The sequence below is a fragment of the Paenibacillus sp. FSL W7-1088 genome (assembly GCF_037969855.1).
Lineage (GTDB): Bacteria > Bacillota > Bacilli > Paenibacillales > Paenibacillaceae > Paenibacillus.
Window position 1 is genome coordinate 174,936 of sequence record NZ_CP150216.1, and the last position, 25,121, is coordinate 200,056.

The window sequence follows — 25,121 nt, forward strand, 5'->3', positions numbered from 1 at the left end:
GTCTCATGATGTGAGAAGCCGGAAGGCTTCTCTTTTTTTGAAACCAAAGTGGGCATGAGATCGTATACATAATGGGCATATTAGCTGTGAGGTGAAGACTTTGGGGGAAATGATAAAAGATTGGTTACAGAATGCAACAGTGCGGCGATTTTTGATCCTGCTGTTGTTTTGTTTGGTGCTTTTCAGCATGGGGAGTATGCTGCACATGATTTTGCTGTTATTCCTGGTGACGTATGTCATGAACAGGCTGCAGCATTTTATCACAGAGAAGTTGAATCGTTTATTTCCGATTAACTATAAAGTTGTAGTCATTCTGCTCTACCTTATCGTTATTGCAGCCATAGTACTGGGCATCTCCAGGTATTCACCACGAATTGTGGATCAGGTTGTTCAGTTAACGAATGAGATCATGAAATTTCTTGATACTGCTGACGGGGATAATTTTGCTTCCAAAATTGCAGGTTATCTTCAATCGTTCGATATTAAAAACTATACCAACGATGCATTGAAGTATATTTTTGCGTTAAGTAAATGGTTGGAGTTCATTCTACTGGTCATCATCCTGAGCCTGTTCTTCTTGTTGCAGAAGCGGGAGATTTCCAAGTTTACCTCCAAGTTCAAAACAAGCAAGATCGGCTGGTTCTATAATGAAGTGGCGTACCTTGGAGATAAATTTGTATCTTCCTTTGGCAAAGTAATCGAGGCACAGTTGTTGATTGCGGTGTTCAATACAGCTTTGACGATTTTGGGATTGTGGATACTCGGCTTCCCGTACTTGTTCGCCTTGACCATTCTGGTATTCATGCTGAGTCTGGTACCCGTTGCGGGGGTTATCATCTCACTGATTCCGCTGTGTCTAATCGGCTATCAACTGGGTGGGTTGCAGCTCAGCGTGATTGTGGTCATTATGATCATCATTATTCATGCGTTGGAGACGTACTTCCTGAATCCGAAGCTGATGGCGCACAAAACCAAATTGCCGATGTTCTACACGTTTATCGTATTGATTCTGTCTCAACATTTCCTGGGGATCTGGGGGCTTATCATCGGTATTCCGATCTTTGTCTTCCTGCTCGATATTCTGGACGTCAACAAGATGGAAAAAACGGAAGAACCCGTACGTGTAGAAACGAAACTGTGACCAGTAGCTGAATAACTGCTGAAGGCTAGGTTAGGTAATGTTCATAAAATTAGAGAAACGCCTCCTGTTATGGGAAGGCGTTTTTTTGCGTCGTTAGGGCTAAGGGTTGCAACAACTGTACTACGGGTGAGCTCATCTTGAATCACGTCCTTGTTCTGTTCTATAAGATATTTCCATCTTACCGATCTGCCCTAGACGTGATTAGTAAGGATTGTCATGAAAATCAGATGACAATTGTCATCTTTTACGCATGGAACGAGTGGATATGCAATATCATGAGTTGAGGCTTCCTCCTCTATGGAGGAAGGAATGAAGCTTGCGTTTTTGATAGAGACAAATGAGGTTGTATACGTATTCAAAAATAGCCTGTGATGTTGTTCACAATAGCGGGGAAGCTAATACCAGCAAAGGTCTTATCGTCTTGACCCAGGCGTATCCTTCAATTATAGTTGGTACGTAGGATTAAACTATTATAGATAGATAAAGGTGGCTTGTAGCATGTCTGAGAAAATCTACGTTGGGGTCGATCTCGGCGGAACAGCAATCAAGGTCGGTATATGTGATGAACACGGTCAGCTTATGCATACGTATGAAGGACCGACTGAAGTGGATAAGGGCGTTGACACGGTCATTGCCAACATCGAAAAGTATGTCCGTCATATCGTTGCCGAATCGCCTTACAGCTGGGAACAGCTTGAAGGTGTGGGAGCAGGAGTGGCTGGGTTCACCAATGTACGCGAGGGAATTATCGTTCTTGCCCCTAACATTGGATTTCGGAATGTAGCCATTCGTTCGATTTTGGAAGAACGTCTGGGCAAGCCAGTCAAAATAGATAACGATGCAAACGTGGCTGCACTGGGTGAAGCCTGGGCAGGTGCCGGCAAGGGAGTGGACAACTGTGTATGCTATACGCTTGGTACAGGCGTTGGTGGCGGACTGATCTTGAACGGCAAGATCTATCAAGGTTTCTCCGGTATGGCTGGTGAGCTTGGTCATGTCAGTGTTGTTCCTGATCTGGAAGCGATTCAGTGCGGATGTGGCAAAATGGGATGCGTGGAAACTGTATCTTCAGCAACCGGAATTATTCGTATGGCCAAAGACGCTGTAGAGCGTGGAGACCATACATCACTGGCACTCGTGGACAAGATTGCAGCCAAGGAAGTATTTGATGCAGCCAAGGCGGGCGATGAAGTTGCGCTTCGTATCGTCAATCGTGCAGCGTTCTATCTGGGTAAATCGATGGCGGCTGTAGCGGCTGTGATTAACCCTGAGATGTTCATTATCGGTGGCGGTGTATCCAAAGCGGGTAATATTTTGTTTGATGAAGTACGCACTGTATTTGCGAAACTGACACCTGAACCGCTGCAAGAAGGGGTTAAAATCCTTGAAGCAACGCTTGGCAACAATGCAGGTATTGTTGGCGCGGCTGGTCTTCTCCTGCGTTCCTAGTAACCTCGTAACAGTATAATCCGACAGCAATATGATAAGGAGGGGACATTTATGCTTGAAGGTGAAGTTTCACCGGGCACAGGCGCCACGCTCATTATCATTACGGGCATGTCCGGAGCAGGCAAGACGATTGCAGTACAAAGCCTGGAGGATCTTGGTTTCTTCTGTGTGGATAATCTTCCACCGGTATTGATTCCGAAATTCGCGGAGTTGATTGAGCAATCGAACGGCAAAATTGGCAAGGTCGCATTGGTTATCGACCTTCGCGGTCGTGAGTTCTTTACGGCTTTGTCCGAGTCACTGAACTATATTAAAGATCATTTTACCATTCATTGTGAAATATTATTCCTGGACGCGACAGACTCTGTATTAGTCCAGCGCTATAAGGAGAGCAGGCGCAGACATCCGCTGGCTCCTGAGGGTATGCCGCTTGATGGCATCCGGCTGGAACGTAAGATGCTGGAGGAGCTCAAAAACTCCGCCACTCAGGTACTGAATACCAGTACGATGAAGCCTGCTCAATTGAAAGAGCGTATCATATCCCGCTTTTCTCATCTGGAAAGCCATATGCTGTCGGTAAATATTACGTCGTTTGGGTTCAAATACGGTATTCCAATCGATGCGGATCTGGTGTTTGACGTTCGTTTCTTGCCAAATCCGCATTATATTGAGCATTTACGTCCGAATACGGGACAGAATAGTGATGTATACGAATATGTTATGAAATGGCCGGAGACGCAAGCGTTTCTGACCAAGCTGCTGGATATGCTGCATTTTCTGATTCCGCAATACCGGAAGGAAGGCAAAAGCCAGGTTATTATTGGAATCGGCTGTACCGGAGGCAAGCATCGTTCGGTAGCAATATCGGAATATTTGGGCAAAATGTTGGGAAGCAGCGAAACTGAGGCTGTCACCGTGAGCCATCGCGACGCCGACCGGGACCGTCATTGAAGAGGGTGAAGGGATGAAAGAAGCCGGACCACGAAGAGAACGTCCGAGAATTGTAGTCATGGGCGGCGGAACCGGATTATCCGTGATGCTGCGCGGTTTGAAGGAAAAGCCGCTGGACATCACGGCCATCGTGACGGTGGCGGATGACGGAGGAAGTTCGGGCATCCTGCGTAATGAGCTGCAAATGCCGCCTCCGGGCGACATTCGTAACGTACTCACGGCGCTAGCAGATGTAGAACCGTTGTTGTCGGATATGCTGAATTATCGCTTCAATACAGGCGCGGGGCTTGCAGGCCACAGCCTGGGTAACTTAATTTTGGCTGCAATGACGGATATATCGGGCGACTTTGTGACCGCTGTGCGGGAACTTAGCCGCGTGTTTGCCGTTCGGGGTGAGGTATTGCCCGCAGCCGGGCAGGCCGTTATACTGCATGCAGAGATGGAGGATGGCTCGATTGTTACGGGCGAGTCCAAGATCCCTGAAGCTGGCTTACGGATCAAACGTGTTTTCCTTGAACCGGATCACGTGGAGCCGTTGCCAGAGGCTGTTGAGGCTATTCGTCAGGCAGACGCCATCCTGATTGGGCCTGGTAGTCTCTACACGAGTATTTTGCCCAATCTGCTTGTACCTAAGCTGGCTGAAGCAGTCGTTGAGGCGGACGCAGTGAAAATGTTTATTTGTAATGTGATGACACAGCCAGGAGAGACGGATAATTACACGGTGAGTGACCACCTCAAGGCGGTACATGAACATGTAGGACATCAAATTTTCGACTATGTTATTGTAAATAATGGTGATATTCCGCTGCAGGTGCAGAATAAGTATGCGGAAAAAGGAGCTAAACCGGTTGTGCTGGATATGAATGTGCTGAAGAGTGCCGGCTATCAAGTCGTTGCGGATACATTGGTCCTATTCCGGACTTATCTGCGTCATGATGCCGACAAACTGAGCCATCACATCTACCAACTTGTACAAAATTGGATGTTACGGAAGAGGTGAAGTCCCATGTCGTTTGCAGCACAGACCAAAAAAGAACTAACGATGATTGAAAGCGAACCGTGCTGCGAAAAGGCGGAACTTTCAGCCCTCATCCGTATGCTTGGTGCGGTGCAGTTATCGAATAAAAAAGTCATCTTGGATATTTCGACGGAGAATGCCGCCATTGCAAGACGGGCATACTCTCTGCTTAAAAAGCATTTTCAAGTGCATACGGAATTGCTTGTCCGCAAAAAAATGCGGCTGAAAAAGAACAATGTATATATTGTTCGGATTCCAACTATGGTACAAGAGATTTTAAAAGATCTGTACATTGTATCCGAAGGATTTCTGTTTACTCCCGGGATTAGTGGAGAGCTGTTCAATAATAACTGCTGTAAACGTGCTTATCTTCGAGGCGCATTTATGGCAGGTGGCTCAGTCAACAATCCCGAAGGTTCATCCTACCACCTGGAGATTGCGTCCATGTATGAGGAGCACTGTCAGGCCCTGGTGGACCTGGCGAATGAATTTCATCTCAATGCCCGTTGTATAGAACGCAAAAAAGGATTCATCCTATACATTAAGGAAGGCGAGAAAATCATTGAGCTGCTCAGTATCATTGGTGCACATCAGGCCCTTTTCAAGTTCGAGGATGTGCGTATCATGCGAGATATGCGTAATTCCGTCAACCGAATCGTCAATTGTGAGACGGCGAATCTGAACAAAACGATTGGAGCGGCCGTCAGACAGATCGATAACATCAGACTGTTGCAAAAGGAAGTTGGTCTGGAGTCGTTGCCCGAAAAGCTTCGTGAAGTGGCTGAAGTGAGGCTCGCCCATCCGGATATCAACTTGAAGGAAGTAGGCGAACTGCTTAAGGGTACAGTAAGCAAGTCCGGGGTGAATCACCGGCTTCGCAAGATTGATGAGCTGGCAGAGAAGGTTCGTACCGAGCGTTACGGTTAAAATAAGGGTAGGGCAGCCTGGCAAAGCTGATTGCTTTCGTTTTCGCCAGAAGGTCAGCTTGAAGTCAGCCTTAAGGATCTTGGAGAGCTGCTCAGGTGAAATGAAGCGATGTAAAAAGGCTAAAATGGGTCATAATAATGACATCCAATCACCCTGAGTTTTTTCTTCTAGTGTCCTGCTCTGGTTATATGGTATAATGTTATAAATATAATTGTGTATTTAATGTCTAGATTTCATAATAGGGGGTAAGTTTCCATGACAAAGCACCCGGTAGTTGTCCGTTTGAAAACGGGTCTCCATGCCAGACCTGCGGCACTGTTCGTTCAAGAAGCGAATAAGTACTCATCTGAAGTGTTCGTCGAGAAGGACGACAAAAAAGTAAATGCAAAAAGTATCATGGGGATCATGAGCCTTGCAATCAGTACTGGTACGGAAATCCAGATTAGTGCAGAGGGCGCGGACGCCGAACAGGCTGTAAACGCTTTAGTTAGTCTGGTAAGCAAGGAAGAGCTTGAGAACCAATAAGATATGATTTGAACTCAATGAAGAAGTCCCGAAAGGGGCTTTTTTGCGTTTTAGGACTGTCAAGTGCAACATTATGGAATTAAGCCCGTCTGTTAGGTATCAAATCGATTTGAGTATGAGATGTTAAAACTTAAGGAGGCTAACATGATGGGTAAATTATGGATGAAACCGCTGGGCGCGGTGATGGTTGCTGGTACATTGCTTGTTGGAGGTACTGCGTGGGTGGCCCCTAGTAACTATGCCTATGCTGCTGAGGTACAGGGGGTACAGCAAAACGTGATTAATGTTGTGGGTACAGGTGAGATTCAGGTGAAGCCTGACATCGCTTATCTTTCCATCGGAGTGAACAGTACGGCAGACACAGCAGCCTCTGCTCAAAAAGCGAATGCAGCGAAAATTCAAAAAGTTAGCAATCTGCTGAAAAGTACGTGGAAAATCAGTGCGGATGATATTCAAACCAGCCAGTTCTACGTACAGCCTAACTATACGTATAGTGAAAAAGACGGACAGAAGATCAAAGGATACACAGCTCATCACACACTGACTGTAACTTACCGGGAGATGGACAAGATTGGTGAACTTCTGGATGCAGCATCCCAGGCTGGTGCCAACAACATTGAAAACGTTCGATTTACGGTAGAAAAACCGGAGAGCTTTGAAGCTCAAGTGATTGAAAAAGCTGTTGCCAATGCTGATGTAAAAGCTGGAGCTATTGCCAAAGCGGTTAAACGTCAACTGGGTGCTGTTCTGTCCGTGAGCCAAGGTGATGCCAATGTACCTGTGTTCTATGCAAGTGAGGCTCTGATGTCCAAAGCAGCTGATTCTAATGGAGGCACGGCCATTGAAACAGGACAGGTCAAAGTAAGCACAACGCTGAATATTACTTATGAAATGAAATAAGCGAAATAAATAAAGGCTGGAGTCCGTTAAAGATATGCTTGAGCGGGCGAAAGGCAATAATGACAAAGACGTTGTCCGATGGACAGCGTCTTTTCTGTTATAAAGGCGGACTTGATGAAGTTTGAAAAGAAGAGATGAAATATGACGAAATAAATTGCTGGTTATTGGTATCTTTTTTGTCTATTTGTTCGTAACAAAACATTCATTATAGGCATCTGGATCAAACAACATTGTAACTGGAGCTGTAAACCTTTCCGGAATCGGGTTAATTATAATAAAGAGGTGAGCGTATGAGGCATACGATCAAATCAGGATACATACGCAATGACACTCAAAATTTGAATTCGAGAGAGGAGTTTTATATATGACATCATGGAAAAAATGGACAAGTGCACTATTGGCGGCAGGAATTATTGTGGGGAGCGGGGCTGTATGGCAGGATAGTTCTGTACAGGCAGCTTCAGTATCCACGAAAGTGACAACACCTACTGAGGTAACTCTGAAATCGGGAGGCAAAACGCTTACTCAAAAAGGACTCCTTCAAGGCGGCTCCACTTGGGTATCGCTTACGGCTGTCAAAGATGTAGCGGGTGGAAGCTTGAAATATGATGCGAAAACCAAAGAGTATGCCCTGACAGCAGCCAATAACAAAATGACGATCAGTCTGTTGGATGGTGATCCAATGCTGAGAATAAATGGGTATTACCCAGGGGTAGAAGCGAAGCTGATTAATGGCCGATTGTACATTCCGTTCTCTGCAATGAGAGATTATTTGGGTGTACAGGGCAACTGGGATGGTAAAGCCAAGACACTGTCGCTGAGCAAAGTGAAGCAAAATAACGTGGCAGTCAAAGCGGCAACAGTGAAAGTCAGCATCAAGAATGCTGAAGTCGATATTCAATATCCTCAGGTGAGCGGACTGGCGAACGATAAAGCGGAAGCGGCTATCAACAAGGTGTTGAAAGATGAAGTCGATGCTTTTGTAGCAGATTTCAAAAAACAAACCAAGGAATTTGGTGATGCAGCAGCGAACCGTCCATATGCATTTGAGAGTTCTTATGTCGTGACATACAACGAAAATGGTGTACTTGGGCTCATTACGCAAAGTTATCAGGACTATGCAGGCGCACATGGCATGACGTTCCGTACAGGTCACACCTTTGCTCTGGATTCCGGTAAGGAATTGAGTCTGGATGATGTGATCCAAAATAACAAAACCGTACGTGAGACAGTAAGCAAAAAAGTGGGAGATCAGCTTAAAGCCCGTGGTGGTTACCTTGAAGGCTATAAAGGTCTAAATAAAGATCAGGATTTCTATGTAACCCCAACTGGTGTAGTTGTATTCTTCCAGTTGTATGAGTACACAGCTTATGCGGAGGGTTTCCCAGAATTCCCGTTCACATACAAAGAGTTGCTTCCTAAAGGCACAGAGCCGTTCAGTGGCTTAACGGCCAACAAGTAAGAGTATCGGAATTCCATTTCGTTGAAATGATGGTCAATAGCGTGTGCTCAGTTCGTCAGATGATCTTTAGTATTATGCACTCTTAAATTATCTTCAAAAAAAAGGACGCCCTCGTCATATTGACGAGAGCGCCCTTTTTTCATATAGGCAACTCAACTGGGCGTTACCCTTTGAGTTGCCTATATGGTATATCCGTTTAATTGGCGATTCGCCTCGGCTTAGATGCCTTGGGAACCTACGTTTTCGATAACTTTATCGATGATACCGTAATCAGCAGCTTCAGCAGCGCTCATAAAGTAGTCACGATCTGTATCTTTCTCGATACGCTCCAGCGGTTGGCCTGAGCGCTCAGCGATGATGCGGTTCAAGGTATCACGCATTTTCAGGATGCGGCGGGCACGAATTTCGATGTCCGAAGCTTGACCTTGCGCACCACCAAGCGGTTGGTGAATCATGATTTCGCTGTTAGGCAATGCAAAACGTTTACCTTTGGCACCTGCGTTCAACAGGAATGCACCCATCGAAGCCGCCATACCTACACAGATGGTAGATACATCCGGTTTGATGAATTGCATAGTATCGTAAATCGCCATACCGGCTGTAATGGATCCGCCTGGGCTATTGATGTATAAGTGAATGTCTTTCTCCGGATCTTCCGCAGTAAGGAACAACATCTGTGCCATGATGGAATTCGCTACAACGTCATTTACATCACTGCCAAGGAAGATGATACGATCCTTCAGCAATCTGGAATAGATGTCATAGGCGCGCTCACCGCGGTTGCTCTGTTCAACGACCATTGGAATATAACTCACGTGAAAAACCTCCTCGGAAATGTAAATGTTAAATTGGTGTTTATATATAAACTGTTACCGTATTACCCACATCATAAACAATTTCAAACAAAAAGTCAAAGAAAGTCAAACTAAGTTTGAAAAAAAAGAAACCTATTCGGTTTCATTGGTTAAAAGGGTTATGAGCTACTAATTAAGAGTGGCGCGCCCGCCAAGAATCGAACTTGGATCTCAGGCTTCGGAGGCCTACGTCATATCCATTGGACCACGGGCGCACATTGATTATTGCTGCAAGCATAGTTGCATAAAGCTGTTTTGAAATAGAAGTTTCAAAGATGTGACAGCAATAATGATTATAGCTCATGAATAATTGAATTGCAAGCAGATGTTCGCTGTTGTGGTTTGGATAAGCTTGAAAATGATCATGATGAAGATAAGTGGATAAAGAGCGCAAATAGGTAAATGCTAAAAGAGGTTTTGGATATGCCATATGAAAAACAACAGCAAGCAATATGTAGATGAGAAATTTACTTTGCTTCTATATATGGTATCGAACAGGTTGTTCTCGATCAGAGTAGGGTGACATTGTGAAAATAGGCGCGTACAAACGCCTGAAACGTGTCGAAATAAGGCTTTGAAACACTTGCATGTCGCGTCAGTTTTAGGTAGAATAGACGTGGGACTTAAAAAGTTAACCCGGGACGTTTTAGGGCCATGAAAGAAAGCTTGGAACGAGAAGCTTGCGGGAGTGGAAAGCATGCGAACGATTTTAGAAGTACAAAAGCAGCTTCTGCCTGATCTCATGGATGTCTTGAAGAAGAGATACACGATTCTGCGCCAGATCATGTTATCGGATGTGATCGGACGAAGAACGTTAGCTAATTCCATGCAGATGACCGAGCGGGTTCTGAGGGCTGAGACCGATTTGTTAAAGGCTCAGGGACTTATTGAAATTGACAGTGCAGGGATGAAGATCAGTGAGGCAGGGCATGAATTGCTGCAGCAGTTGGAACCCGTCGCCAAAGAACTGTTTGGATTATCCGAACTGGAAGAACGCATCAAGCAAGCCTACGGTCTGCAAAAGGTAGTTGTGGTTCCCGGCGATTCGGACATTTCTCCATTTGCCAAACGGGAGCTGGGCAGAGCCGGAGCGAAGGCTCTGGGTAATATCATGAGTGATAACGATGTTGTCGCCGTAACTGGCGGTTCAACAACGGCTGAAGTCGCAGAGCAACTGACTCCGCCAACATCGCTGAAAGGTGTCTGGTTCGTACCGGCACGCGGTGGGCTGGGAGAAAGCCTCGAAATTCAGGCCAATACGATAGCATCCACGATGGCAAAACGGGTAGGAGCCCAATACAAACTCCTGCATGTACCGGATTTGCTGAGTGATCATGCCTATGAATCACTAATCCAGGACCCGAGTGTTCAGGAGATTCTGCAGCTGATCCGAAAATCGCGGATCGTCATTCATGGAATTGGTGATGCCGTAGAGATGGCACGGCGCCGCAAACTTGCGACAGAGATCATAGATGAACTCCAGGAGCAAGGGGCCGTATCTGAATCATTCGGTTATTACTTTAATGATCAGGGTGAGGTGGTACATACCATGCTTACGCTGGGCATGCGACTCCAGGATATTGAACGAACCGATGTCGTAATTGGGATTGCAGGTGGCAAGAGCAAGGCTGCTGCCATACATTCTGTTCTGAGATTTGGTCAGGAAGATATTCTGATTATCGATGAGGCTGCTGCTGAAGTCATCGTCGCCGAAATGGAATAAGGTTTTATTTTGCACCACAACTATTGTTGTCTTGACGGACTTCACCGTCTGTCTTGAATATATAAGCTTCATAAAAAAATCAATCAAAACTTGGGAGGAACTTACTCATGATTAAAGTAGGTATTAACGGTTTTGGACGTATTGGTCGTTTGGCATTCCGCCGTATTCAAAATGTAGAGGGCATTGAAGTTGTAGCAATCAACGACTTGACTGATGCTAAAATGCTGGCTCATTTGCTTAAATATGATACAACTCAAGGTCGCTTCGATGGCGATGTTGAAGTACACGATGGCTTCTTCAAAGTGAACGGCAAAGAAGTTAAAGTATTGGCTAACCGTAACCCAGAAGAACTGCCATGGGGCGACCTCGGCGTAGATATCGTTCTGGAATGTACTGGTTTCTTCACAACTAAAGAAGCAGCTGAGAAACACTTGAAAGGTGGAGCTAAGAAAGTTGTTATCTCCGCACCAGCTACTGGCGACATGAAAACCATCGTTTACAACGTAAACCATGAAATCCTCGACGGTACTGAAACTGTAATCTCCGGCGCATCTTGCACAACAAACTGCCTGGCACCTATGGCAAAAACGCTGCAAGACAAATTCGGAATCGTTCAAGGTTTGATGACTACAATTCACGCTTACACTGGCGACCAAAACACATTGGATGCTCCACACCCTAAAGGTGACTTCCGTCGTGCTCGCGCAGCAGCTGAAAACATCATCCCTAACACAACTGGTGCTGCTAAAGCAATCGGTTTGGTTATTCCAGAACTGCAAGGCAAACTCGACGGTGCAGCTCAACGTGTACCAGTAGCTACTGGTTCCCTGACTGAGCTCGTAACTGTATTGGGCAAAAAAGTTACTGCTGAAGAAGTTAACGCAGTAATGAAAGAAGCTTCCGATCCACAAACTTTCGGATACACAGAAGATGAAATCGTATCTTCCGATATCCAAGGTATCACTTTCGGTTCCCTGTTTGATGCAACTCAAACTAAAGTTCTGACTGTTGGCGACCAACAATTGGTTAAAACTGTAGCTTGGTATGACAATGAAATGTCCTACACTGCTCAACTGGTTCGCACTTTGGAGCACTTTGCAAAAATGATCAAGTAATATCTGCAATAACATAGAGCGGAAACAGATGCTATTGTTTCCGCTCTTTATATATCAATATTTTGCAAATTTCTCAAAAACACCAGGATTGACAAGGGATTTGGGCCCTTGATTGGTCCACCAAATACATGGGTGCGGAGGAAATACAGATGAACAAAAAAAGTGTACGTGATATCGAATTGACAGGAAAACGGGCTTTTGTCCGTGTAGATTTTAATGTGCCGCTCGAAGATGGTAAAATTACAGATGACAAACGTATTCGTGCCACGCTTCCTACGATCAACTATTTGATCGAAAAAGGCGCTAAAGTTATTTTGGCAAGCCACATGGGTCGTCCAAATGGCGAAGTGGTTGAATCCTTGCGTTTGACTCCAGCGGCTGAGCGTTTGTCCGAGTTGCTTGGTAAAAAAGTCGTTAAAGCGGATGATTCCGTTGGCGAAACAGTAAAAGCTCAAATCGCTGAACTGAACAATGGCGACGTATTGTTGCTTGAGAACGTTCGTTTCCACGCAGGCGAAGAGAAAAACGATCCGGAACTCGCAAAACAATTTGCTGAACTGGCTGACGTATTCGTTAACGATGCATTCGGCGCAGCGCACAGAGCACATGCTTCGACAGAAGGTATCGCTCACCTGCTGCCAGCAGTATCCGGCCTGTTGATGGAGAAAGAACTGGAAGTGTTGGGTAAAGCCATCTCCAACCCTGAGCGTCCTTTCACAGCCATCATCGGTGGTTCCAAAGTTAAAGACAAAATCGATGTGATCGACAACCTGTTGAACATTGCAGACAACGTAATCATCGGTGGCGGTCTTTCCTACACATTCATGAAGGCTCAAGGTCATGAAGTAGGTCAATCCCTGCTGGATGAGTCCAAACTGGATGTTGCTCTGGGCTTTATCGAAAAAGCAAAGAAACTGGGTAAAAACTTCTATCTGCCAGTTGATATCGTTATCTCCGATGACTTCAGCGCTAACGCAAATACGAAGATTGTTGAAGTTGGCGACATTCCTGCAGATTGGGAAGGTATCGACATCGGTCCTAAAACACGTGAGATCTATGCTGACGTTGTTAAAAACTCCAAACTTGTTGTATGGAACGGACCAATGGGCGTATTCGAAATCGAGCCTTTCTCCCACGGTACTCGTGCAGTAGCAGAAGCTTGCGCTGAGACATCGGCATACACCATCATTGGTGGCGGTGACTCCGCAGCAGCAGCTGAGAAGTTCAAACTGGCTGACAAAATGGACCACATCTCTACAGGTGGCGGTGCATCGCTCGAGTTCATGGAAGGCAAAGTGCTTCCTGGCGTAGTTGCATTGAACGACAAGTAAGCTTTAAGCTATAGCATGAAGGAGTTGAAAACCATGAGAACACCGATTATCGCAGGTAACTGGAAAATGTTCAAAACGGTTTCCGAATCCAATGACTTCATTCAGGAAGTCAAAGGAAAAGCGGAAGTTGAAGGCGTAGAGACTGTTATTTGCGCACCGTTTACGAATCTGCCATCCCTGGTAGAAGCTGTTAAAGGCACAAACATCAAAATTGGTGCACAAAATCTTCATTTTGAAGACAACGGTGCATTCACAGGTGAAATCAGCGGCGTTATGCTGAAAGAACTGGGTGTGGATTATGTCATTATTGGTCACTCGGAGCGCCGTCAATATTTTGCGGAAACCGATGAGACTGTCAATAAAAAGTTGCATGCAGCATTCCGTCACGGATTGACTCCAATCTTTTGCCTTGGTGAAACGCTAGAAGAGCGCGAAGCGAACCAAACGAAAGACGTATGCAAAGTGCAAACAGAAGCTGCTTTGGCAGGTCTGTCTGCAGAGCAAGCGGCACAAGTCGTTATCGCTTATGAGCCAATCTGGGCGATTGGTACAGGCAAATCCTCCACTTCCCAAGATGCGAATGAAGTTATTGCTTACATCCGTACGCTGGTGAAGGATCTGTACGACCAAAAGGTAGCAGATGCAGTTCGTATTCAATACGGCGGCAGTGTTAAACCTGAGAACGTAACAGAATACCTCGGACAAAGCGACATCGACGGCGCACTTGTTGGCGGTGCCAGCTTGCAGCCGGCTTCGTTCATCGCGCTTGTTGAGGGGGCGAAGTAATGACAGCTCCAAAACCTGTAGCGCTGATCATTATGGACGGCTTTGGTCTTCGTAACACGGAGGAAGGCAACGCGGTTGCGCAAGCCAAGAAACCGAACTATGACCGTTTTATGAGCCAATTCCCACACACAACTCTCACTGCTTGCGGTGAAGCTGTAGGTTTGCCAGAAGGGCAAATGGGGAACTCCGAGGTAGGTCACCTGAACATTGGTGCCGGCCGGATCGTATACCAGGATTTGACTCGTATCTCCAAATCGATTCGTGACGGTGAGTTCTACGACAATGAAACACTTGTCAAAGCTGTTCGCGAAGCAAAACAAAACGGTAAAAAGCTTCACTTGTATGGTTTGTTGTCCGATGGCGGCGTACATAGTCACATCGACCACTTGTTCGCTATGCTGGATCTCGCCAAAAAAGAAGAAATGAATGACGTATACATTCACGCCTTCTTGGATGGCCGTGATGTTATGCCGGATAGCGGTAAAGAATTCATGCAGAAGCTGATTGCCAAAATTGAAGAAGTCGGTGTAGGACAAATCGCAACGGTTCAAGGTCGCTACTATGCGATGGACCGTGACAAACGTTGGGAACGTGTTGAGAAATCATATCGTGCCATCGTTTATGGTGATGGACCTAAATACACTGATCCACTCAAAGCAGTTGAAGAATCGTATGAAAAATCCGTCTTTGACGAATTCGTTGAACCAACGGTTATCGTTAAAGCGGATGGCCAGCCTGTAGGTCTGGTGGAGAGCGGCGATTCCGTCATTTTCCTCAACTTCCGTCCTGACCGTGCGATCCAATTGTCGCAAGTATTCACGAACCAGGATTTCCGTGGTTTCGACCGTGGTCCGAAGTTCCCTGTGGGCTTGCACTTCGTGTGCCTGACCTTGTTCAGCGAGACCGTTGAAGGTTATGTGGCTTACTCGCCTAAAAACCTCGACAACACGCTGGGTGAAGTTCTGGTACAGAATAACAAGAAACAATTGCGTATTGCAGAAACCGAAAAATACCCGCACGTAACCTTCTTCTTCAGCGGCGGCCGTGATGTTGAGCTTCCGGGCGAAACACGCGTGCTGATCAACTCACCAAAAGTTGCAACGTACGACTTGCAGCCGGAGATGAGCGCGTATGAAGTAGCTGACGCATGTGTTCGCGAGATTGAAGCAGACAAACATGACGCCATCATTCTGAACTTCGCTAACCCTGATATGGTTGGACACTCCGGCATGCTGGAGCCTACGATTAAGGCAGTAGAAGTAACGGATGAATGCATGGGCCGTGTTGTGGATGCAGTTCTCGCTAAAGGCGGCGTTGTGCTGATTACTGCGGATCATGGTAACGCGGATATGGTGTTTGATGAGCAAGGACGTCCGTTCACGGCTCACACAACGAACCCGGTTCCATTCATCGTTACAGATGCTAATGTTACCCTGCGTGAGGGCGGAATCCTCGCGGATATCGCTCCAACGATTCTTGACTTGATGCAATTGCCTAAACCGGAAGAAATGACAGGAACATCTGTCATCGCTACCCGTAAATAATTAGTTTTAATAGGTTGTTGAATAATACAAAGTGGAACCCGGAACGAAGCAAGCAGAACCGATCTGAAGAAGCGAAGCGTTCGCCTTTATCACATGATTCCAACTTATGAAAATAAGTTCAAAGGAATCAGGGGATAACAGCGATCGGAAGATGGTACTGCGTGCGGAGTGGACTGGTGAAACTCAGGCTATTCTGAACGTATTAAAAATAAATTTAAAATTAAAGGAGATTATCACTCATGACTATTATTTCTGACGTGTACGCTCGCGAAGTCCTCGACTCCCGCGGTAACCCTACAGTTGAAGTTGAAGTATACCTGGAGTCCGGCGCAATCGGACGCGCTATCGTTCCATCCGGTGCATCCACTGGTGCCCACGAAGCTGTTGAGCTTCGCGATGGCGACAAATCCCGTTACCTGGGTAAAGGCGTTCTGCAAGCTGTTAAAAACGTAAACGAAACAATCGCTCCAGAAGTAATCGGTATGGATGCATTGGATCAACTGGGTATCGACAAATTGATGATCACTTTGGATGGTACGCCAAACAAAGGTAAACTGGGTGCTAACGCAATCTTGGCTGTATCCATGGCAGTAGCTCGCGCAGCTGCTGACGCTCTGGACCTGCCATTGTACGTTTACCTGGGCGGATTCAACGCTAAAGCACTTCCAGTACCAATGATGAACATCATCAACGGTGGTGAGCATGCTGACAACAACATCGACGTTCAAGAGTTCATGGTTCTTCCTGTTGGAGCACCAACATTCAAAGAAGCTCTCCGCGTAGGCGCGGAAATCTTCCACAACCTGAAATCTGTACTGAGCTCCAAAGGCCTGAACACAGCTGTGGGTGACGAAGGTGGTTTCGCACCGAACCTTGGTTCGAACGAAGAAGCAATCACTACAATCATCGAAGCAATTGAAAAAGCAGGTTACAAACCAGGCGTTGACGTATTCCTGGGTATGGACGTTGCTTCCACTGAGTTCTACAAAGATGGTAAGTACACACTTGCTGGCGAAGGTAAATCTTACACTTCCGCTGAATATGTTGACCTTCTGGCTTCTTGGGTTGAGAAATACCCAATCATCACAATTGAAGACGGTATGTCCGAAGATGACTGGGATGGTTGGAAATTGCTCACAGAAAAATTGGGAGACAAAGTACAACTCGTTGGTGATGACCTGTTCGTAACGAACACAGAGCGCCTGGGTAGAGGTATCGAAGAAGGTATCGGTAACTCCATCCTGATCAAAGTAAACCAAATCGGTACATTGACTGAAACATTCGATGCAATCGAAATGGCTAAACGTGCAGGATACACTGCTGTAATCTCCCACCGTTCCGGTGAGTCCGAAGACAGCACAATCGCTGATATCGCTGTTGCAACAAACGCAGGTCAAATCAAAACGGGTGCTCCTTCCCGTACAGACCGTATCGCGAAGTACAACCAATTGCTCCGCATCGAGGATCAACTGGGTGAACTGGCTCAATACAATGGTCTCAAAGGATTCTACAACCTCAAAAAATAAGTTGTCTTACGACAACATTAGGCAAGCCGGGTAACCGGCTTGTCTTTTTTATTAAGTTCAATTTAATCTTAAGCATAGAAAGAATTGACGAAGGTGGCTGTATCTCAGTAATTGAGGAAATGCCACTACTTGTATCACGTTAATAGCTGTGTTACAATTAAAGTAACTGTTTTTATGGTGAGATGTTATGCCCACATGGGTAGGAGGTGGAAAGAATGGATATTGCTTTGAAATTGCTGCTCGTGGTGTTTTCGATCGGTCTAATCACTGTAGTATTGCTGCAGCACGGGAAAAGCGCTGGTTTGGCGGGTGCCATCTCCGGTGGTGCGGAACATCTTTTCGGTAAAACGAAAGCGCGCGGACTGGATCTTTTCCTGCAACGTGCAACAGTTGTACTGGGTGCAGGATTCTTCATTTTGTCTATCATCGTTACGGTTGTCTCCAAGTAAGCCGGAGTGCCTTATGTAACGAGATAGTTTCGAGCAGGAACGCTTGAATGATTAACCTTCGTTTCGAGAAGAAACGGAGGTTTTTTAATAAATTCATCCATGACCAGTCTTTTCCAATGAACCACATGATTCTGATCTTCGATTTCTTCTCACTTCTGTACGGTTACCTTCCTACATATTCGCCCTGTTCTGGGCCGATTCTTTTCTGTCTTTTCGAGAGCAAAACACATGTAGCATAAATGCAGTTATGATGCATGAAAGCGCGGTTATGCAAGGGGCCATGCATGCTTGGTTTATTTTGCAGGGTACGGATGCGCCGGATTGAATTCGTGTATACTAGGGTATGAGATAGTGTGGCCTGCGGTAAAGGGCTTTTACATCTGTAAGGTTACTGATACATAGAGAGATGAGACAAGATTACACTTTTATGTTTCCCGAGGTGAATATTAATGATAACAGAACAACAATTGCTCGACTTCATGCGGGAGACCGCTTATAAACCGATGACTTATCAGGAACTGGAACAGCACTTCGAGATCGAAGACGCAGCTGATTTCAAAGCCTTTTTAATTATGCTTAATACGTTGGAGGAATCCGGTAAAGTCCTGCTGACCCGCAATAACCGCTATGGTATGCCAGAACGTATGGATTTGGTGCGCGGACGTTTGCAGGCTCATGCGAAAGGGTTTGCTTTCCTCATCCCTGAGGATCGGGAGCACCCGGATGTGTACATCCATGCCAATGATATGAAAAGCGCGATGAATGGTGACACGGTATTGGTTAAAGTCACGTCCCAAGGCCCTTCTGGCGGTCGCTTGGAAGGTGAGATCGTCCGTATTGTTACCCGTGCGGTCACGCAAGTGGTTGGTGTATTCCAAAGCCACGAGGTTTATGGCTTCGTCATTCCGGACGACAAGCGGATTAACCGGGATATCTTCATCCCGCGTACGAACTTTAATGGAGCTGTAGATGGGCAAAAGGTGGTTGCCAAAATCGTCAGCTATCCAGAGGGCCGGGCAGCAGCAGAAGGTGAAGTGATCGAGATCCTCGGTCATAAGGATGAACCGGGTATTGATATTTTGTCCGTGATCCGTAAACATCAGCTGCCAGAAGCCTTCCCGGATGAAGTGGTGGAAGAAGCCGAAAAGGCGCCTGATGCCATTACGGAAGAAGAAATTATCCAGCAAGGTCGCCGCGATCTGCGTGGATTGAATATCGTTACGATTGATGGCGAAGACGCGAAGGATCTCGATGACGCTGTCAATGTAGAGAAACTGCCTAACGGTAACTATCGTCTGGGTGTTCATATTGCCGATGTAGGCTATTATGTGCAGGAGAACTCCAAGCTGGATCAGGAGGCTTACAACCGCGGATGCAGCGTGTATCTGGTGGACCGTGTTATTCCGATGCTTCCGCAACGGTTGTCCAACGGGATCTGTAGTTTGAACCCACAGGTAGACCGCTTGACCCTTTCTTGTGAGATGGAGTTCAACGACCAGATGAAGGTTGTGAAACACGACATTTTCACAAGTGTGATCAAGACCAAAGAGCGGATGACGTATTCCAACGTTCGCAAAATTCTTGAAGGTGAAGAGCCTGAATTGCTCGAGCGTTATAAGGATCTGGTGGATGATTTCCACTTGATGAAAGAGATTGCCTTGAAGCTTCGTGCGATGCGTATGCGCCGCGGTGCGGTTGACTTTGATTTTGAAGAATCCAAAATCATTGTGGATGAAGAATGCAAACCAGTCGATATCGTGAAACGGGAGCGTTCGATTGCGGAGCAAATCATTGAGGAATTCATGCTGGCAGCTAATGAAACGGTAGCAGAGCATTTCCACTGGTTGAAGGTTCCGTTCATCTATCGTGTGCATGAAGATCCAGATCAGGAAAAACTGCAAAATTTTCTCGCCTTTGCGGCGAATTTCGGACACCACGTCAAAGGACGTGGCAACACGATTCATCCACGGGCGCTTCAATCCCTGCTTGAGGATATTAACGGAACAAAGGAACAGACGGTTATCAGTACAATGATGTTGCGTTCCATGAAACAGGCGAAGTATGATTCTGAGATGTCCGGTCACTTTGGTCTGGCAGCAGAGTTCTACAGTCACTTCACGTCTCCAATACGTCGTTATCCCGATCTCGTCATTCACCGTGTTATTCGGGAAGTGATTGAGAACAACGGGGCTTTGCCCGAGAACCGTCAGGAGTATTTGGCAGCACGTATGGCCGATATTGCGCAGCAGTCTTCGGAACGTGAGCGTGTGGCGGTGGAAGCTGAGCGGGATACGGAGAAAATGAAAAAAGCCGAGTATATGCTTGATAAAGTCGGTGAAGAGTTCGAAGGCATGATCAGCAGTGTTACCAGCTTCGGTATGTTCATTGAACTGGAAAATACGGTAGAAGGTCTGATTCGCCTGAGTGCGCTCACAGACGACTATTACCATTTTGATGATCAACATATGGCTTTGATTGGCGAACGCACCTCCAAAGTCTTCCGCATCGGTGATGAAGTGAAGATTCGTGTAGCGCGTGTGAGCATGGAGGAGTACACAATTGACTTTGAAATGGTCGACATGAAACCTCGCGGCGAACGTCCAGGTGGCTTCAATGGTGGACGTGGCGGTAAAGGTGGACGTCCTGCTGGTGGCGGAGGACGCGGCGGTGCGAAGAGTGGTTCTGGTGGATTCAGTGGCTCGCGTGGTGGTAAAGGCACCCCTACTGGTGCTGGAGGCAACCGTGGTGGCAGATCTGCCGATGAGAGCAGCAAAGGCGGTCGAGGCGGTCGTAGCGGAGCTTCGAACTCAGCAGGAAACGCAGGTGGCAAAGGTGGCGGCAAACCAAGAGGGGAGCGTCGTGCTGGAGATACTGGCGGATCAGCTGGCCGGAGCAAGGGAGCTGTAAGCTTTGGTTTTGGCTCGGGCAAAGGTGGTTATAGCTCTACCGCGGGTGGCCAGGAAGGCACTTCAGCTAGTGGACAAGGGAATGCTCTGAACAGCGGCAGCAGTCGCGGTGAAGGTAGCTTCAAATCCGGTAAAGGCGGAGGTAAAGGTGGCAAAGGCGGTAGTGGACGCAAAAACACCTCACCTAGCGGTGTGTTTATCGGAGAAGGAGCTACACCAGGCGGTGTTCAGGAAGGTGGAGCACCACGCCGTAAGCGCAAAAAGAATAAAGGTGCACCTGCCAACGGAACGGCGGCTTTTGTACGGAAGAAGAAAAAGTAAACGCGTTTCGCTGAACATGAAATGAGTGTAATGAGAAGGGGCGGCGCAGACCGCCTCTTTCTTGATTTTAACAGCGGTCCTTGCTACAATTAAGGTCTGGCATGTGGTACCTGAGGAAATGTGTGGTGCGCTGCTGTAGAGCATAGGTACCGGCTTATTTTACGGAGAAGGAGTGAGGACATGGGCAAGAATGATGGACAGAGTAAAGTGCTTGCACAGAATAAAAAGGCTTCCCATGACTACTTCATTGAAGATACGTATGAAGCGGGCATGGTGCTTACCGGAACGGAGATCAAATCTCTTCGTAACGGCCGTGCGAATATTGGCGATGCATTTGCCACGATTCGGAACGGTGAGATTCATATTCACAATATGCATATTAGTCCTTTTGAACAAGGGAACCGTCATAATCCAATTGATCCAACACGTACGCGCAAGTTGTTGATGCATAAAGTGCAGATTCACAAGCTGCTTGGGCTGTCGAAGCAGGACGGATACAGCATTGTGCCGCTGAAGATCTATATTCGTAACGGGTATGCGAAGCTATTGCTCGGACTGGGTAAAGGTAAGAAGCAGTACGATAAACGGGAGTCTGCTGCAAAACGCGATGCACAACGTGATATTCAACGGGTACTGCGCGAGAAGCAGAAGGTAGCTCGTTGATTCGGTTGCTATGTGTTGATTTGCACATGGTATGTTAGTTAGTGATAAGCAGGTTATGTTAGAAATTAGGATCTCAGGTTTTACCCGTAGTTGGGTGGAGCTTGGGATTTTTTGTTTTGATTAGAGGTTCCTTGTTAAGGGGAAGCGGTATAATGAGTTTAACGGATCATACTAACCTGCCGTGCAGCCAAGTCTGTCAGATTATTGTGCCGGTTATGATATGAGATACACCAGTTGTTACTAGGTACCCTGTCTAATAAGATGGTTAGTGTGAGTACAGGTAAAGTTGTATGATTATTTGGAAAGGTTGATGGAGTTAGTTCGCAGATGGCTGCGTAGTTTATTGGGATCGTGGGTAAGATAGTTAAGAAAAGTTGTTCATGTTCATGAATTGTCTGCACTTCGGTACTCAACTTTACTTCCCTTGAGGGACGCGGTATAATATGTAGACGCTTGAGCCTCATATGTGTGTTGGTTAAACTTGCACAGTTGCTCAGCCTGCTGGAACGTCTTCCAGCAATCTGTACTATATCGGTGGTTGTTCCTGTGTTATGATGTTCTTGTATCAGACAGGAATGCCGAGTTTGAAAGAAGCATCTTTTTACCTTGGAGGAAAAAGATGTGCAGCACCTTTGCTCCGTATTCACGGATTAATCCTGGAGCCCTTCTTATATGAGGGGGCGTTTATGGATTCGACGGGGATAGTTCGAGCATGGGTAGCGGGTAGTGGGGACGCGTCCACTTCATCAACGCTAAAGCCTATTAAACGGCAAACAACAAACAAACTACGCTTTCGCAGCCTAAGAAACTGTGTGCGTGCTTCTAACCTGCATCGCCCATGTGACAGGATTAGGGGCTAACAAGTAGTGGGATACGCTGTCACATCTCCGCCTGGGGTGTGCTGAAGAAGACAATCAGGCTGACCCAACGTATAGCCGGTTACGGGGCGATACTCGGGTGACATCAAAACTGTGACTACACCCGTAGAAGCTTATGTGTCGTTATCTTCGGACAGGGGTTCGACTCCCCTCGCCTCCAAGATGGTACTTAATGAGTAAGTACTATGTTGAAGGCGTTTAGAGAAAATCTCCAAGGAAAAAAAGAATCAGACGGTGAGCATTTGAAGGATGCCCCACTTGTCTGATTCTTTTTTTATTACAATCTGACGGAACATGGATTGCACAAGCAGCTTTTGCGTCTCAGGCTCGATCAGTACCCAGTTATCTTTTAAGTTGGCCATCATGTCTTTAATCTCTTCTGTAGACAGCTCGTTGATGTAATAATCCTCTTTTTCTTCATATTGAGCAGTGATTGCCTTCATTCTTGCTTCTTCCTCATCGATCAGCCCAGCATAATCATCAGCAGAGAGTTTACCGTCTCCCAGGGCAAGCATCCAGTTCTTTCGCCGGCGATTCGACACTTCTATTTCTTTTTGCAGCATGCGTTGATCATTCTTAGCCTGAGCGCTCGTTTTTTTGTCCTGAAGTTTTTTATTGGTGATCTGCAGTCCCTCGAAGACGAGCTGCTGAAGGTGATGTTCTGAAATCCCTGGAGCATCACAAGTTTTGTTTGAATACTGATTTCGGCAGCGGTAACTCCTATATACTCGTACGGTTCCATCTACGAGTGTCTGTCTTGACGCATTACCAATGTATGTTGCCCCACATGCCCCCCATTTAACAATTCCTCCATACGGATAATCATAACTATGTTTGCTCATGTGATTCTCTCCACGTCGCTCCATCATCTACGTACATTCAGGAAATCCTCCATAGAAATAATTGCTTCATGTTCCCCAGGTTTGATGATTCTTTTGGATTCTTCCCACAGTACCGGCTTGAAGTGATTATGACCGGTGTAAGTATGGTTCTGCAGTAAGATCCTTACATACTTGCTGTCCCATACTCCACCTTCTTTTCCACGACTGTGCCCATTCATATGTTTCGCTATGGACACAACCCCTTTGCCAGCAAGGTACAGCCGGAATACTTCTTTAATCAGTCCTGCTTCGTATTCATTTACTATCAGCTTACGCTCTCCATCGATCAATTCGATATCATACCCGAGAGGAGCCTTGGACATATGCAGCCCACCGTTCTCCATTTTCTTTGTAAATCCCTTTAAGGTTTCCTCCCGAAGGTTATCCGAATAAATTTCAGCAAAAATTCCGTTAAAGTACAGGAAAGCTTTCCCCATTGGAGATTGTGTGTCTATTTCCTCGCTCCCCAAAGATGCCACAACGAAACGCTTATTAAGCTTGTTGATCATGGCAATAAAGTCATACAAGTCTCCCAGGTTGCGGCTGAGTCGATCCAACTTATGAATCAATACAGCATCGAACTTTCCAGCTTTCATATCTTCTATAAGCCTTTGAATACCAGGGCGCTTTTTAATCGTTCTACCACTGATTCCTGGATCGGAGTAAACGCGGTATAACTCCATTCCTTTCTTCTCCAGTAGTTCCATAAGAGATCATGTTGAGCCTCCATCGAGAATCCTTCCTCGTTTTGTCGGTCGGTACTGACGCGGATGTATAGGGCCGCCTTCATTTTACTCGCTCCTTTTAGGAATGTATGTTCGGTTATTTGTGCGAAAGAAAAGCCCCGTAGGGCTTATCTGCTGTTAGTTTATTATTGGACTTTTTGAACTGTAGAAACGGCCAACATAATAGCATTCGTAGTTCCACCACTTATATTGTCAAAAGAATAGACTGCTGTAGGAACTCCGCGCATTGTCACATCATCACCGTCGAGAATATCTCCTGTTGAATTATTATAATAACCGATTAAGGAGTTACCGGATTCGTCCATGATATGTATAGACGCTACAGTGCCGAAATCTGTTTCTTCTTCTTGTACTTGCACAACGGTACCAGTTACTTTTACCATCTTATCAAGGTAAGGGGTAATATTTTTAAAGAGGTGCTTCGAAGTGATTTTGCTATCTACTTCCTTGGTTGCAGCTTTTTTTGTTTCAGCAGTTACAGCTGGAAAGAGATCAGCATGTTTTACCAAATAATCGTAGGTTTTTTGGTCAACAGCGCCACCCTCTACAAGATTAGGAACAACTACACTCATCATTTCCGCGGTAACAGCACTTTTAGTTTCTGGTTCTTGCGTTTCTGTGTTCACCTCAGTAGCTGCAGTTTCAACTTCGGAAGCTTCTTTTTCAGCCAACTCTTTTTTCAAAGCTTCAGCTTCTTCTTTTAGTTTTTGGTTTTCTGCTTCAATTTCTTTTTGTTTGGTTTCTGTTTGGCTGGCTTGCGAAGAAGAATTCTCCTTTGTATCTCCGCATGCTGATAATACTGCTACAAGTGCAAAAACCATAGTAAATAAAGCTATTTTTTTCATCTTTCTATACCTTCTCTTTTCTCTGTCCCATCGGTTGGGGAATTTGCTCGTACATTAGGTGTTATATATGTAAACATCACTTCGTAAAGACGATTTACGAGATGATGGTAAGATGTTGTTTTGATGCAGCCGTTCTTCAGATGTAACTCTTTACTCCAGTGTGAGCGTTCCTGTGCTGAT

Annotated in this window: 21 protein-coding genes, 1 tRNA gene and 1 other RNA gene; 18 read left to right on the top strand and 5 right to left on the bottom strand. The window is 46.1% G+C overall.

Features of this window, described 5'->3' with window-relative positions; genetic code table 11:
- The first annotated feature begins 109 nt into the window (after window positions 1-109).
- From MKY42_RS00855 to MKY42_RS00890, 8 genes are all read left to right on the top strand, one after another.
- Window positions 110-1,141: an AI-2E family transporter gene (locus tag MKY42_RS00855; RefSeq protein ID WP_090905143.1), complete on the top strand. Its 1,032-nt coding sequence runs from the start codon at window positions 110-112 to the stop codon at window positions 1,139-1,141.
- Window positions 1,142-1,639: 498 nt separating this feature from the next.
- Window positions 1,640-2,590, top strand: coding sequence for an ROK family glucokinase (locus MKY42_RS00860; protein WP_063566497.1), 951 nt, complete (start codon window positions 1,640-1,642; stop codon window positions 2,588-2,590).
- Window positions 2,591-2,641: 51 nt separating this feature from the next.
- The gene (gene rapZ, locus MKY42_RS00865) at window positions 2,642-3,541 is read left to right on the top strand and encodes an RNase adapter RapZ (protein ID WP_053782949.1); all 900 of its coding nucleotides are present in this window, start codon (window positions 2,642-2,644) and stop codon (window positions 3,539-3,541) included.
- 13 nt (window positions 3,542-3,554) lie between these two features.
- A complete protein-coding gene (locus MKY42_RS00870) occupies window positions 3,555-4,541 on the top strand; it encodes a YvcK family protein (RefSeq protein ID WP_053782950.1) in 987 nt (328 codons plus the stop codon).
- Between the two features lie 6 nt (window positions 4,542-4,547).
- Window positions 4,548-5,486, top strand: coding sequence for a DNA-binding protein WhiA (gene whiA / locus MKY42_RS00875; protein ID WP_076291990.1), 939 nt, complete (start codon window positions 4,548-4,550; stop codon window positions 5,484-5,486).
- Between the two features lie 255 nt (window positions 5,487-5,741).
- A complete protein-coding gene (locus MKY42_RS00880) occupies window positions 5,742-6,011 on the top strand; it encodes an HPr family phosphocarrier protein (protein ID WP_017691248.1) in 270 nt (89 codons plus the stop codon).
- A gap of 147 nt (window positions 6,012-6,158) precedes the next feature.
- On the top strand, window positions 6,159-6,911 hold the full coding sequence (locus MKY42_RS00885) for an SIMPL domain-containing protein (protein ID WP_339852650.1): 753 nt from the start codon (window positions 6,159-6,161) through the stop codon (window positions 6,909-6,911).
- A gap of 364 nt (window positions 6,912-7,275) precedes the next feature.
- Complete coding sequence (locus MKY42_RS00890) at window positions 7,276-8,373, top strand: DUF4163 domain-containing protein (RefSeq protein ID WP_179262192.1); 1,098 nt, start codon at window positions 7,276-7,278, stop codon at window positions 8,371-8,373.
- Between the two features lie 218 nt (window positions 8,374-8,591).
- Here MKY42_RS00890 and clpP read toward each other — a convergent pair whose 3' ends face one another.
- Complete coding sequence (gene clpP / locus MKY42_RS00895; protein ID WP_063566492.1) at window positions 8,592-9,188, bottom strand: ATP-dependent Clp endopeptidase proteolytic subunit ClpP; 597 nt, start codon at window positions 9,186-9,188, stop codon at window positions 8,592-8,594.
- A 179-nt stretch (window positions 9,189-9,367) separates the two neighbouring features.
- A tRNA-Arg gene (locus tag MKY42_RS00900) sits at window positions 9,368-9,442 on the bottom strand.
- Between the two features lie 482 nt (window positions 9,443-9,924).
- Here MKY42_RS00900 and MKY42_RS00905 point away from each other — a divergent pair.
- The 10 genes from MKY42_RS00905 to ssrA all read left to right on the top strand — a co-directional run bounded on the left by MKY42_RS00905 (window position 9,925) and on the right by ssrA (window position 22,630).
- Window positions 9,925-10,950 (top strand): sugar-binding domain-containing protein, encoded by a 1,026-nt coding sequence (locus MKY42_RS00905; protein WP_076291987.1) that lies wholly within the window; start codon window positions 9,925-9,927, stop codon window positions 10,948-10,950.
- Window positions 10,951-11,057: 107 nt separating this feature from the next.
- Complete coding sequence (gene gap, locus MKY42_RS00910; protein ID WP_056695277.1) at window positions 11,058-12,065, top strand: type I glyceraldehyde-3-phosphate dehydrogenase; 1,008 nt, start codon at window positions 11,058-11,060, stop codon at window positions 12,063-12,065.
- Window positions 12,066-12,214: 149 nt separating this feature from the next.
- Window positions 12,215-13,396 (top strand): phosphoglycerate kinase, encoded by a 1,182-nt coding sequence (locus MKY42_RS00915; RefSeq protein ID WP_339848056.1) that lies wholly within the window; start codon window positions 12,215-12,217, stop codon window positions 13,394-13,396.
- Window positions 13,397-13,429: 33 nt separating this feature from the next.
- Entirely contained in the window at window positions 13,430-14,182 is a 753-nt protein-coding gene (gene tpiA / locus MKY42_RS00920) for a triose-phosphate isomerase (RefSeq protein ID WP_090904985.1), read from the top strand.
- The gene (gpmI, locus tag MKY42_RS00925; RefSeq protein ID WP_090904987.1) at window positions 14,182-15,726 is read left to right on the top strand and encodes a 2,3-bisphosphoglycerate-independent phosphoglycerate mutase; all 1,545 of its coding nucleotides are present in this window, start codon (window positions 14,182-14,184) and stop codon (window positions 15,724-15,726) included. The genes tpiA and gpmI overlap by 1 nt, the downstream gene beginning before the upstream one ends.
- 239 nt (window positions 15,727-15,965) lie before the next feature.
- Window positions 15,966-17,252: a phosphopyruvate hydratase gene (gene eno, locus MKY42_RS00930; protein WP_090904989.1), complete on the top strand. Its 1,287-nt coding sequence runs from the start codon at window positions 15,966-15,968 to the stop codon at window positions 17,250-17,252.
- A 215-nt stretch (window positions 17,253-17,467) separates the two neighbouring features.
- On the top strand, window positions 17,468-17,701 hold the full coding sequence (gene secG / locus MKY42_RS00935; RefSeq protein WP_024629498.1) for a preprotein translocase subunit SecG: 234 nt from the start codon (window positions 17,468-17,470) through the stop codon (window positions 17,699-17,701).
- Window positions 17,702-18,150: 449 nt separating this feature from the next.
- Window positions 18,151-20,928, top strand: a complete 2,778-nt coding sequence (gene rnr / locus MKY42_RS00940; protein ID WP_339848061.1) for a ribonuclease R — start codon at window positions 18,151-18,153, stop codon at window positions 20,926-20,928.
- A gap of 180 nt (window positions 20,929-21,108) precedes the next feature.
- Entirely contained in the window at window positions 21,109-21,591 is a 483-nt protein-coding gene (smpB, locus tag MKY42_RS00945) for an SsrA-binding protein SmpB (RefSeq protein ID WP_024629496.1), read from the top strand.
- A 676-nt stretch (window positions 21,592-22,267) separates the two neighbouring features.
- Window positions 22,268-22,630: a transfer-messenger RNA gene (ssrA, locus tag MKY42_RS00950) on the top strand.
- A gap of 66 nt (window positions 22,631-22,696) precedes the next feature.
- Here the strand turns inward: ssrA and MKY42_RS00955 are convergent.
- The 3 genes from MKY42_RS00955 to MKY42_RS00965 all read right to left on the bottom strand — a co-directional run bounded on the left by MKY42_RS00955 (window position 22,697) and on the right by MKY42_RS00965 (window position 24,941).
- Window positions 22,697-23,311: a zinc ribbon domain-containing protein gene (locus MKY42_RS00955; RefSeq protein ID WP_339848065.1), complete on the bottom strand. Its 615-nt coding sequence runs from the start codon at window positions 23,309-23,311 to the stop codon at window positions 22,697-22,699.
- Between the two features lie 23 nt (window positions 23,312-23,334).
- Complete coding sequence (locus MKY42_RS00960; protein ID WP_090904995.1) at window positions 23,335-24,057, bottom strand: recombinase family protein; 723 nt, start codon at window positions 24,055-24,057, stop codon at window positions 23,335-23,337.
- A 164-nt stretch (window positions 24,058-24,221) separates the two neighbouring features.
- A complete protein-coding gene (locus tag MKY42_RS00965) occupies window positions 24,222-24,941 on the bottom strand; it encodes a hypothetical protein (RefSeq protein ID WP_090904997.1) in 720 nt (239 codons plus the stop codon).
- Between the last annotated feature and the right edge of the window lie 180 nt (window positions 24,942-25,121).